Raw genomic sequence first — 12,229 nt, 5'->3', positions numbered from 1 at the left:
GGGCTACAAATTCCCCAGACTCGTGTGCTTAAAGCTATCGAAATACTTCAGGCCATATCCTGCCACGCGGTCCATGCTGGCGTGAGCAAACAGGATAACACCCGCCAGCATCAGATTCTGATTGCCGGTCATCAACCCCAACAGGCCAAGAACGATGCCCAGCCCTTTGTGGTGAACGAGATTATACAACACCGCTCCAATAGCCGGGTTGATGAGGTAGCCAATCATGCTGATGTCGGGCAGCAAAAGCAGAGCCGGAAACCACCACCAGGCGAAATTCAGGCGGGAGAACAGGTAAATAGCACCCAGAAACTGAATTAGTTCTTCGGATTTTAAAAGCGTTTTCATGTGATTTTCAGGTTGTTATATGTTTTTGATGCACTGAAGGTACCTCTCCGTTGCTGTGTCCTCACAGCAACCTTTGCGTCAGCCTGCTTTACCTACCGGATAGGTTGCTGTGAGGACACAGCAACGGGGAGGTAATGCTGCTGGCACCTACTTTTTACTCTGCGGGAAGCCTTTAGTTACAGGCGTAAACGGCTGCTTGAGCAGGTTTTCTGAAAACCAGGTGAGCGTTTCGGTCAAGGCCTCAGTCATGGGTGTTGGGTGGAAATCAGGGAAGAGAGCGAGTACCTTTGCATCATCGAGCAGGATTGTGTTTTTGTAGAGATAAAGCATCTCTTTCACTTCACGAATCACGGGAACAAACAGAGCTAACACACGGACTGCAAAGCGGCTATGCACCTGTATTTTCAAGGGCTTGCCCGTCAGAGCGCTAATCTGCCCAAACCAGGTTCGTGTCGACGGCCGCGTTTCTCCGCCATAATTCCAGACCTGATAAGCTTCTTCTCCCCGTTTATCTTTTCGGGCTGCGGGCTGTGCGGACTCAGTCCAGTCCCGCAACAGCAGTCGAACGATAATGTCGGCGGCATCTTTGGTATAAACCGACTGATGCGGCACATCGGCGTTCAAAAGCCACGGGAGCGCTTTGCCATTCAGGGCGTTTTCAAAAATCGGTTTTATGCCCTCGTTCAATACGTTTGGTCCCCAGAAATCGGGTAGACGAACGTTTAATACGCGGCATTTCCCGGCAGTGGCGGCCTGTTCCAGCAGGGCTTCAAGCTCAACGCGCAACTGCCCTTTGCGGGTGCACGGATTGGGGCGGCTGTCTTCCCGAATTGGCTGATTTGTATGGCCAAAATTGTACACGTTACCGGGAAAAACGATAGTCGAATTTCCTGGTGTGGCTGCGTCGATAACTTTTTGCGTAGCCGTATCCATGTTACCAAACCACTTGTCGTAAGGATAATTGATGCCATGAAAAATAAACGCCTTATCAGCAGCGACGCGGTTGAGCAAAACCGCATCCTGCACATCGCCCTCAACAATGGTGAGCGTTGGCTCATTCGGGAACAGGGCTTCGGCTTTGGCCCGATTGCGAACAAGAATCGTAATGGGCAATCGGCGGGCGAGCAGGTTGGCGGTAACGGCATACCCGATGCTGCCGGTTGCACCCAGAACGAGAATAGTAGGAGTGGTTGTCGTGTTCATGACATTCGTAAGTCAAATAGTACACAACAAAGGTCAGGCGAAGTGGCCGGGCGGTCGCTGACGAAACATGAAAAGATGGTGACCGATTACGAAAATATAAACTCAACCGCTGCCACCCGTGCCATGTCGTCCCAGAAACTTGGATACGATTTAGCCACCACGTCCGGCTCCTCAATGATGATTTCCTGCCGCATCGCAACCGGGGCGAAGGCCATGGCCATCCGGTGGTCATCGTAGGTTTTGATGATTGGGGGCGACTGTGGCCGACTGCTCACTTGCCGAACTTCGTAGCGATGATTTGATTCTACTTCAAGCAATTCGGCACCGATCTTCTGAAGTTCGGCCTGCAAGGCGGCTACCCGGTCGGTCTCCTTAATCTTCAGGCTTTCGATACCCGTCAACGTCAGCATTACGCCGTTCATGGCCGCACAAACGGCGACGGTCTGGGCCAGATCGGGGCAGTGGGTAAAGTCCCACGTCAGCGACGCAGCCGCCGGGCATTTGGTCAGTCGAACGCCCGTGTCGGTAAAGGTGCTCTCAACGCCCAGGGGCCGCATGATGTCGACAATGGCACTATCGCCCTGCAACGATTTGGCTTTCAGGCCCAGCAGTTCGATTTCCGTTTCGGGCGGTCCGGCCAAAGCTGCCACGCTATACCAGTAACTCGCCCCCGACCAGTCGGATTCAATCGCGTAGGGCTTTGGCGTATAGGGCTTGGGAGAAACGGCAATTGTTTTGGTTCCCCAATCGGCCTGCACATCGGCTCCGAAATAGCTCATTTGTTCGAGCGTCATCTCAATGTAAGGCCGTGAACCAACGGCCCCGGTCAGGTGAAGCGTCAGGCCGTTGGGCAGCGTCGGCGCAATCATCAGCAGGGCCGAAATGTACTGGCTGCTCACATCACCCCGAATACTGATCCGGCCTGGATGGGCTTGCTTGTTTTCAGACGGGGCAAACCCATTGAGTTGCAGGGGTGGATACCCATCGTTTTTCAAATACGTAATGCCGGCGCCAAGCGTTCGGAGTGCATCGACCAGAATACCAATGGGCCGCTCGCACATGCGCGGGGTGCCGGTCATGGTCTTTTGCTGGCCCGTTACACTAAAGTAAGCCGTCAGGAAACGCATGGTGGTGCCAGCATCCAGTACATCGGCAATTCCGTCGTTTGATTTCAGCAGCCGAATCATCGTCTGCGTATCGCGGGCGGTCGAGAGGTTTTGCAGGTCGCAGCGAAAACTGGTCAGGGCGTCGATGATCAGGGCGCGATTGCTTTCGCTTTTCGACGAAGCCAGCGGAATGGTGGCCTGGACGGGATGGTCCCCGACTGGACCGACATTAGGAAGTAAACGAACAGCGTTCAAGCGATAAATAGATTGGTACTAACGGGAAATAGTTCGCAAAAAAACGAAAAATCGGGTACATTCCGGCCAATTTTCACGTATTGGCTATAAGACAAGTTTGGCTTTTTTTGACAGGAATACAGGATTAACAGGATTTTCGGTCAACTAAAATCCTGTTAATCCTGTATTCCTGTCAAAAATTTATCATCCATTATTTTATTGTCAGGCGGCAGTACATCTGCGTTTAGCTTATGAATCAGTTTATCAACGCCACCGTTTTTACCGGCGACGAGTGGCTCACAGGCGCATCCGTGCGCGTCGACAATGGTCGAATTCAGGACATTTCGACCGGCCAATTGATGGTTTCCGGCGAAACCGCCATCGACCTCAACGGCGATTATCTGATTCCGGGTTTAGTGGATTTGCAACTCTACGGCGGCTCATCGTTATTCCTGAACGACAAGCCCACGCCCGAAACCGTCCGGCATATTTACGACACCCACGCCCGCAACGGCACGACCACCCTCCTGCCAACTATTCATTCAACGTCGCTGGAAGTGATGCAGCAGTCGATGGCGGCTGTGGCTACGGTGCGTGCCGAAAACCCGTTTGGCGTGCCGGGTATCCACATCGAAGGGCCGTATTTCAACCCCATTAAGCGCGGGGCACACAGCATGGCGTATGTCAGAACGCCCGCGGATGGTGAGTTGGAAACGCTGTTCAGTACCAATGCCGACGTTATTCGCATTCTGACCCTGGCCCCGGAGATACTGACAACCGAACAACTCGACACAATCAACAAGCTGAAACACGCCAATACGCTTCTTTCGCTTGGTCATAGCAATGCCACCTACCAGCAGGCAATGGCCGCCTTCAACGGCGGCATCCCGCTGGCAACGCACCTCTACAACGCCATGCGGGGCTTCGAGAGCCGCGAACCGGGCGTGGTTGGCGCTGTGTTTGACCACCCAGACGTTCGGGCCAGCATCATTGCCGACAGCTACCACTGCAATCCGGCGACTATCCGCATTGCGTATCGGCTGCTTGGGGAACGGTTATTTTTGATTTCAGATGCGTTGTTTGCCAATTCGCCCGGTCTGGGTGGACCCCGTCCCACGTTTGAGCTGGGGCAGTTTGTTGTGCAGTATGAGCCCGACACAAACGGCCCCGGACGCTACGTAAACAACGAAGGAAATCTGGCCGGGTCGGCCATTACGCTGGTTGACTGCGTCCGAATTGCGGTGGAGCAGGCCAACATTCCGCTGACGAATGCGCTGCGGATGGCGTCAACGATTCCGGCCCAGATTATTGGCTTTGGCGATCAGTTAGGCCGGATTCAGCCAGGTTATGTGGCCAATATGGTTCGATTAGACAAGTCATTGACAACAAGAGAAGTATGGTTGCCCGACAACCACTACCGAAACACACCGTCATAGTGGCTTCCCATATAAGCGCCCCATCGGATCGGTTTCGTGATTGAAAGAGCCGTTTTGAAGCAACTAATGCGTACCCCGTCGAACGAGTAGGTTTTGTACTTATTGGAACTGCTGCACAAAACAATATCTAATTTATTGTCTTTGTCGAGGTCACCAATCCAGGGTGTCGACGCGATATTATGACCCGGCAGCCCCGCAAATAAATTAACGACTTCATTCGTACCGAAGCCAATGACCGACAGGGTATTGTAGTACGTTTTGATGCCTAACGAATCTTCGGCCTGGTAGTTCACACTCAGGATAACTTCATCCTGACCGTCTTCGTCGAAATCGACTACAACGGGCGAACTGGTCTGATAAAAGCCCAGCGAATCCCGAAACTCTACCGTTCCATTTTTTCCGTTGACCATAAACTGATCGGTCCATTCAAGCTTAGGCCATTTTCCTCTGGCAAACGATACGAAAAAATCGGGGATAGAGTCGCGATTGAAATAGCCCACCGCCATCGAACTGTAGGCTTCCGTATTGGTTGTTTTCATACTCCAGAGCGGGGCAAGCGTTTTTCCATCGAAGGCCAGCATCCGGCCATCAACCGCATTGGCCACAATGTCCCGAGTGCCATCGCCCGTAATATCGACCCAAACGGCGGGCGCAATGAAGCCTTTGTCGGGACTCGTGGCGAGTTTGCGGGCCGACGACAAGTCGCCCGCCATGACGCTTGCCAACGAGCCAACATACAGGTTTCCGCCCAGCGTTTCTCCGCCCGTTCCGAAAATGAGTTGACAACTGTTATTCGTGGGGTCTTTCAAAACAGAAACCGACATGTAGGTTTCTTTCCCATCGGGCACTAAGGCTTCAGCCAGCACATGCCCATCTTTGGCGCTCAACACAACCAGCATACCCGGCGGCCGCTTCGGATTATAAGGTTCCACGGTTACGTCGCCCCCGCTGGAAACTAATAAATCCTCCAGGCCATCGCCATTCTGATCCGGAATGAGCTGCGGATTGTAAAAGTTATACCATTTGTCAACTTTTTTCGGCTTCGTTTTCTGGTCGAAACGCCAGATTATCTGGCCCGTGACGCCATTAATCGCCTGCAGTTCACCCCGGCGACCGCCAATGATTATGTCCTGCACGCCATCGGCATTCAGGTCGGTCAGAATGGCCGAACCAAATATCTGGTCGGCTGCGGGTTTCTTCCAGAGCAGTTCGCCGGTCTTCCCGTCCAGCGCTACAATGGCGGAGTCGCAGGCCTGAAATTCCTGGCGGCCAAGCCCGACAACAATGTCACCTACGCCGTCCCGATTGAGGTCGGTTACGCGGGGTGAAGAGAACGTTCCCACGCCGGGCATCAGTTTAGCCCACGACGCCTGTGCAACCACGGGTGCATCTGTCAGGAGCATGAGAAAACCAACCAAAATCAAAGGATGCAGCAGGTCGTTTTTCACCTTCATGAGTTCATGTAAATTGTTAGTTCATCATCACCGACCATTTCCCGGCTGCTTAATTTGCCCTGAACCGACGGAGCTCTCACCGACCCGCCGGACTGTGCACCCGCACCCAGCATCATTGGGCTTCGGAACACGCGCATTTCATCCCAGAGTCCGGTATCAATAAACGATTGCAACAGCCTGGCGCCCCCCTCAACCAGGACCGATTGAAGTTTATGTTCGTGAAGGGTTTGCAACGAGTGAACGAGCGAACCGGAACGCTGGACCGGAGCGAACAAGTAGCTGACGCATCCATTGTTCGCTTGTTCGCTCTGCTCAGCGATTCGAGTTCGCTCGTTCGCTCCGGTCCGGCGTTCCGGTTCACTCGTTCGCTCGTTAATTTGGTGAAACACAATCGTTTTTTGAGTACCATCAAACAAATGCAGGTTTTTTGGCAACGATAAGTTTCTGTCATAAACAATGCGAACCGGGTTTTTGCCGGGCCACAAACGGGTGTTCAGGCGGGGGTTGTCGATGCGGGCGGTATTGGTCCCGACCATAATGGCGTCTTCTTCGCTCCGCCACCGATGCACCAGCCGGTGCGCCAAATCGCCACTGATTTTGATGGGCTGCCCACCGGCACCGCTCATAAAACCATCGGAGGTCTCAGCCCATTTCAGGATGATATACGGCCGCTGCTGGTCAACAGATGTAAAAAATCGCCGGTTCAGTGCCCGCCCCTGTTCGGCCAGCAACCCCACCTCAACCGAAATTCCGGCTTCGCGAAGCCGGGCAAATCCCTTACCCGCAACTAATGGAAACGGGTCATCGTTGCAGCAAACCACGCGTTTGATTCCCGTTTCAACGAGTAGATTGGCACAGGGCGGCTGCTTGCCCAAATGGGAACACGGTTCGAGGGTGACGTAGGCCGTGCTTTCGGGCAATAGATGCGTATCTTCGGGCCGGACGGACAAAATCGCGTTGCGCTCGGCATGAGCTTCGCCATAACGTTGGTGCCAGCCCTCGCCAATGATTCGCTCCTGACCATTTACCCCGTGAACAAGCACACAACCGACCATTGGGTTGGGGCTTACGTGCCCCCGGCCAAGCGTGGCTAATTCGAGGGCACGACGCATAAATTGTTGCATATTTCAGGTTTCAGGTTTCAGGTTTTATGTTCCAGACTGACTCCTGAGCCTGGAATCGACCCGGAGGCTCGCTTGGAACGTTGAACGTGAAACCTGAAACTTCTTTAGTTTTACGCAAAAATACTCGACCCGAACCAAATGGCTACTGCCAAACCACTATACGAACGACTCAGTAAGAACATTACGGCCTACGCGCCCGACGAAGCACGGGAAATGGCGTTTATGCTCTTAGACCATTATTTCGGCCTGCGGAAGACCGACGTGCTGACCGATAAACCCCTGCCACCCAACCGCACCGAACCCGACTGGTTCCGAATTCTGGAACGGCTAAACCGGCAGGAACCGATTCAGCACGTTATTGGCACGACGATTTTTTGCGGCTTAGAGTTCGAGGTGTCGCCCGCTGTGCTGATTCCCCGTCCCGAAACTGAAGATTTGGTCCGGCTTATTATGCACGACTTCGCCGACCGGACCGACAACGTGCCCATTGTAGACATTGGCACGGGTAGCGGCTGTATTGCCACTACGCTGGCACGCTTTCTGCCGCAGTCGGTGGTGACGGGATGGGATGTTTCCGACGAAGCGCTCACGCTGGCCCGCCACAACGCGCAAAACCTCAAAGCCGACGTGACCTTTTCCATTCAGGATATTCTGAACGTACCGCCCGATTTCAGCCACCGGTTCGACTGTGTGGTGAGCAATCCGCCCTACGTAACGCGCTCAGAAGCCGCCGATATGAACCGCAATGTGCTGGATTACGAACCTGGTCTGGCTCTATTCGTAGAAGATAATGACCCGCTGGTTTTCTACAAAGCCGTTGCCGATTTCTGCGTTCGACACCTGACCAAAGATGGAGCCTGTTACGTTGAAATTAACGAACGCTTTGGCGAGGCCACCCGGCAGGTATTCGCCGAGCGGGGTTTCTCAAAGATTCAGGTCTACAAGGATATTCACGGCAAGGACCGAAGCATTCGGGCAACTTTTTAGCTTACGAGTTTACCGTTTACTGACGCGAAAACCATTCCTGCGCCAGCCGACTGAAAACTGAAAACTTTAACAAATGCAATCAACGACTTCGTTTACCTACCATACGAAAATCCGGGACGTGTTCGCCGAGATGAGCCAGGTCGTTGTGGGGCAGGAACGGCTGCTCAACCGGCTGCTTATTGGGCTGTTCACGGGTGGCCATATCCTGCTCGAAGGCGTTCCGGGTCTGGCCAAAACCCTGACCATCAACACGCTGGCGAAGGTACTGGAACTCGATTTCCAGCGGATTCAGTTTACGCCCGATTTGTTGCCTGCCGACCTGATCGGGACGATGATTTTCAACCAGAAGACTGCCGAGTTTGAGGTGAAGCAGGGACCAATTTTTGCCAATCTGATTCTGGCCGATGAAGTGAACCGCTCACCAGCAAAAGTGCAGGCCGCTCTGCTGGAAGCCATGCAGGAAAAACAGGTGACCATTGGCGAAGAAACGTTTATCCTTGACCGGCCCTTTTTGGTTCTGGCTACGCAAAACCCTGTGGAACAAGAAGGTACGTACCCGCTCCCCGAAGCCCAGGTGGACCGGTTTATGATGAAGGTCTTTGTCGACTACCTCAATAAAGACGATGAACTGGCCGTTATGCGCCGGATGTCGAACATGAATTTCGACTACGAAGTGCAGCCCGTTCTGGGCAAAGAAGAACTGGTGGCCATCCGCAACGAAATTAACGGCATTTCCATTTCGGAAACCCTCGAACGGTACATTATCGAACTGGTGTTTGCCACCCGCCGACCAATGGAGTACAACCTCCGCGACGAAGCCCGCTATATCCAGTTCGGGGTGTCGCCCCGTGCCAGCATTCACCTGAATCTGGCGGCCAAAGCCCTGGCCTACTTCGACCGGCGCGACTACGTGTTGCCCGAAGACATTAAAGAAGTAGCCCCGGACGTGTTCAACCACCGCATCATGCTCAACTACGAAGCCGAAGCCGATGGCGTCACGACCTTGCAGGTAATTGACTCCATTCTGCGAAAAGTAGCCATTGGCCGGTAGGTTTATGAACGGCTGACAGGCTTTTTTTTGTTTCATAGAAAAGTCCTCAACGGATTTCCCCAGATGCAGCAAAACACGCTTTTTCTCCTGATAGCCATCCTGCTCATTGGTGGTTTGTGGTTCTACGGCTCTTACGTAGCCACGCCCAAACCACCCCATCACCGACCCGCCGGAGCAACCTCGCCGGGTGGCTGGCGGGTTGAGAAAACCGATGCGGAATGGAAGGAAATTCTGACGCGGTCGCAATACCACATCACCCGGGAAAGCGGCACCGAGTGGCCCAACAGCAGCGACCTCACGCACGAACACCGGCAGGGCACCTATGCCTGCGTTGCCTGCCACAATCCGCTTTTTTCATGGGCTACCAAGTTTGATTCGCGGACGGGGTGGCCCAGCTTCTATGCCCCCGTTGTTCCAAATGCCCTGTATACCGAACGTGATGGTAACCGAACGGAAGTCCGCTGTTCGGTTTGCGACGCCCATTTGGGACACGTCTTCACCGATGGCCCGGCTCCTACCGGCCTGCGCTACTGCATGAATGGCGGGGCATTAGGGTTTGTAGGGGAAAGTGAAGCTAATCCTAATTAGAATTTGTGCTTCCTAAACTAAGAAGCTGTTTAAACATACTATCTGAGCGTGGTTTCAGGCGGAGGGCCGTCATGCCGAACTTGTTTCGGCATGACGGCGCCAGGAAACTATTGTTCGTAAGTTAAAACAGCTTCTTAGTTTAGGCACCAATGACGATAAATATATTTTCATGAATATAGTTGCATAGTAGCGAATCACATTTATACATTTGCAACGGATTAGACGACAACCTGTCCCAATCCTTCCTCTCAATCATAGCGACTAACGACCTGCTGCCTGTGGAACCTCTGTTCACAAAACTGGCCGGACCTGTTCGCTTACCGCTACCTCTTCAATTCGGTAACGCTTACCAAATTCCTTCAAACAGGGTTATAGTGCTATAGCCATTTACGAAGGCATAGGGTAAACCAACCCATTGACTAACTTGACTTTAAAACGTACTGAGACTATGACTCATCCATCAACCTATAGCCTGTTGTTCTTCACGCTGCTGCTCTCCTGTGGTGGCTGCAAAAAGCAGGACGACCCAGGAATCTCCGTTCAGGCTAACTCCTGTTTGATTGCCACCCAAACCACGAAGGAGTTGGTCAGTCCCAGCCAGCAATCCAAACTTGACCCCGAGACAGTAATGATTGATGGGGAGTCTTTTCAGGTCAGTACGACGAAGAAAAGCGTGTACACCTACGACGCAAAGGGCCGCATCCTGACTGAGTATAACCAATATGCGGGTAACAAAGCTGATTCGATCTATTATCAATATAGCCCCATGGCGGTGAGCATACGCACGGTTGACCTTATTACTACGCCTAAACTATCAAAAACATCAGAGGTAACTTTAAATAACCAAGGCTTAGCGGAAAAACAAGGTTCGATCCAGGCAACGTATGATAAAGATGGATATTTAGTAACACTGAAGGGAGAATACCTAACCAACATTATTAACAACGGAAACATAATAGAATCTTTGCTTATAGATCATGATGCTGGACCAAGTCACACTTATAAATATGAGTACGACTTAAACAAACCCGGTTTGCCCCCTGTCCAAGCCTTTTATGGAAAAGAATCCCGCAATCTGCTAATTAAATATGCGGTCGAAAATAGCCGTTATAAAGGTATTTATCCTAGCGTATACACAGGTACTTATGCATACACCTTCGACGAAAAGAGTCGTGTGAAGCGTCAGATTTTCCGAGGCAAAGATGGGGAGATAGTAGGGTACATCTATGGGGGTGACAAAGTACAGATAAACGATTTCACTTATACCTGTCCGTGATAGCCTGTTCACGAGATTCATTTTAATTTTTCCCAACCATTCACGTAAACACAATTTAACATGAAGACAAATCGTCTACTGGTATTCCTATGGTGTTTTTAGCAAGACAGTGTGCGTATATAGCCTGTCGTTCAAGTCTATTTTCAATTTATCCGCCACAGCAATGGCACTGGTGGGCATTCTCACACCGGAATTCTCCAGGTGCTGGCTGTTTTAAACAATACGTTTAATCCTAACTATTACCCAATCTCAACCGCGACTTAATACGTAGCACTAAACATATTTTCATGAATATAGTTGCATAGTAGCGAATCACTTTTATACATTTGTACCGGATTAGACGACAACCTGTCCCAATCCTTCCTCTCAATCATAGCGACTAACGACCTGCTGCCTGTGGAACCCTTGCTCACAAAACTGGCCGGACCTGTTCGCTTACCGCTACCTCTTCAATCCGGTAACGCTCAACCAATCGCTTCCAATAGGGTTATATTGCTATAGACATTTACGAAGGCATAAGGTAAACCAACCCATTGACTAACTTGACTTTAAAACGTACTGAGACTATGACTCATCCATCAACCTATAGCCTGTTGTTCTTCACGCTGCTGCTCTCCTGTGGTGGCTGCAAAAAGCAGGACGACCCGGCCATCCCCGTTCAGCCAAACTCCTGTTTGATTGCCACCCAAACCACGAAGGAGTTGGTCAGTCCCAGCCAGCAATCCAAACTTGACCCCGAAACGGTGACGATAAGTGGGGAATCCTTCAACGTCACAACGACAAAGAAAAGCGCGTACACCTACGACGCACAAGGCCGCATTCTGACCGCGTATAACCAATATGCGGGTGGTCAAGTTCGCCCTGCTACTGGTAGAGCCGACTCGGTTTATTATCAGTATAGTCCCACGGCTGTCAACATCCGTACCGTTATTTTTGACGATAATGGCAAAACAGAGCACATAAATATAGTGTCATTGGATAGCCAGGGGTTTGCTGAGAAGCAGCCGACCACTTACCTCGCTACGTATGACAAGGAAGGCTATTTAACCACGCTGAGAGACGAATATGGACAGTCAACTGCAAACATTGACAATGGGAATGTGGTGGAGTCAACTTTTGGGAATATTAGCTATGGATCAATCTATATTACTAAAAACGAATATGATTTGAATAAACCAGGAATGCCATCTGTCCGGGCTTTTTATGGCAAGCTCTCTCGTAATCTACTAACTCGAAGTGTTGTAGACGAGAATACAGGTCATGTTCTTTTTCCTAATGTACACACTAGTACCTATACCTACACATTTGATAAAAATGGTCGTGTAAAACGTCAGTTTACTCGGGATAAGCAAGGTGAAATAGGCTGGATATATGGGAACGACTCCGCCAGCATCATCGATTTCACCTACACCTGCCCCTAAG

General features: G+C 51.5%; 11 protein-coding genes. 6 read left to right on the top strand and 5 right to left on the bottom strand.

The window, feature by feature from the left end; genetic code table 11:
- Positions 1-3 precede the first annotated feature (3 nt).
- The 3 genes from ACYVI1_RS17475 to ACYVI1_RS17465 all read right to left on the bottom strand — a co-directional run bounded on the left by ACYVI1_RS17475 (position 4) and on the right by ACYVI1_RS17465 (position 2,912).
- On the bottom strand, positions 4-348 hold the full coding sequence (locus tag ACYVI1_RS17475; RefSeq protein WP_460912018.1) for a DUF4260 domain-containing protein: 345 nt from the start codon (positions 346-348) through the stop codon (positions 4-6).
- A gap of 147 nt (positions 349-495) precedes the next feature.
- Positions 496-1,551: an NAD-dependent epimerase/dehydratase family protein gene (locus ACYVI1_RS17470; protein ID WP_460912017.1), complete on the bottom strand. Its 1,056-nt coding sequence runs from the start codon at positions 1,549-1,551 to the stop codon at positions 496-498.
- Between the two features lie 86 nt (positions 1,552-1,637).
- Positions 1,638-2,912 carry a 3-phosphoshikimate 1-carboxyvinyltransferase gene (locus tag ACYVI1_RS17465; protein WP_460912016.1) on the bottom strand — a complete coding sequence of 425 codons (1,275 nt, stop codon included), beginning with the start codon at positions 2,910-2,912 and terminating at the stop codon, positions 1,638-1,640.
- Between the two features lie 230 nt (positions 2,913-3,142).
- On the opposite strand from ACYVI1_RS17465, the gene nagA reads away from it, so the two are divergent.
- Positions 3,143-4,327 (top strand): N-acetylglucosamine-6-phosphate deacetylase, encoded by a 1,185-nt coding sequence (nagA, locus tag ACYVI1_RS17460; protein ID WP_460912015.1) that lies wholly within the window; start codon positions 3,143-3,145, stop codon positions 4,325-4,327.
- On the opposite strand, the gene ACYVI1_RS17455 is transcribed toward nagA, so the two are convergent.
- Positions 4,306-5,781 (bottom strand): outer membrane protein assembly factor BamB family protein, encoded by a 1,476-nt coding sequence (locus ACYVI1_RS17455; protein ID WP_460912014.1) that lies wholly within the window; start codon positions 5,779-5,781, stop codon positions 4,306-4,308. The genes nagA and ACYVI1_RS17455 overlap by 22 nt on opposite strands.
- Positions 5,778-6,905, bottom strand: a complete 1,128-nt coding sequence (ribD, locus tag ACYVI1_RS17450; RefSeq protein WP_460912013.1) for a bifunctional diaminohydroxyphosphoribosylaminopyrimidine deaminase/5-amino-6-(5-phosphoribosylamino)uracil reductase RibD — start codon at positions 6,903-6,905, stop codon at positions 5,778-5,780. Before ribD ends, ACYVI1_RS17455 begins: the two co-directional genes overlap by 4 nt.
- A gap of 138 nt (positions 6,906-7,043) precedes the next feature.
- Here ribD and prmC point away from each other — a divergent pair, with 138 nt between their 5' ends.
- From prmC to ACYVI1_RS17425, 5 genes are all read left to right on the top strand, one after another.
- Positions 7,044-7,892 (top strand): peptide chain release factor N(5)-glutamine methyltransferase, encoded by an 849-nt coding sequence (gene prmC / locus ACYVI1_RS17445; RefSeq protein WP_460912012.1) that lies wholly within the window; start codon positions 7,044-7,046, stop codon positions 7,890-7,892.
- A gap of 73 nt (positions 7,893-7,965) precedes the next feature.
- The gene (locus ACYVI1_RS17440; RefSeq protein ID WP_460912011.1) at positions 7,966-8,943 is read left to right on the top strand and encodes an AAA family ATPase; all 978 of its coding nucleotides are present in this window, start codon (positions 7,966-7,968) and stop codon (positions 8,941-8,943) included.
- A 63-nt stretch (positions 8,944-9,006) separates the two neighbouring features.
- Positions 9,007-9,531: a peptide-methionine (R)-S-oxide reductase MsrB gene (gene msrB / locus ACYVI1_RS17435; RefSeq protein ID WP_460912010.1), complete on the top strand. Its 525-nt coding sequence runs from the start codon at positions 9,007-9,009 to the stop codon at positions 9,529-9,531.
- Positions 9,532-9,979: 448 nt separating this feature from the next.
- Positions 9,980-10,807: a hypothetical protein gene (locus ACYVI1_RS17430; RefSeq protein WP_460912009.1), complete on the top strand. Its 828-nt coding sequence runs from the start codon at positions 9,980-9,982 to the stop codon at positions 10,805-10,807.
- A gap of 566 nt (positions 10,808-11,373) precedes the next feature.
- Positions 11,374-12,228, top strand: coding sequence for a hypothetical protein (locus ACYVI1_RS17425; protein ID WP_460912008.1), 855 nt, complete (start codon positions 11,374-11,376; stop codon positions 12,226-12,228).
- Position 12,229: the final 1 nt, after the last annotated feature.

The organism is Spirosoma areae, assembly GCF_054781775.1.
Note: the sequence above shows the minus strand (reverse complement) of the source record. Positions and strands in the feature narration are given on the sequence as shown.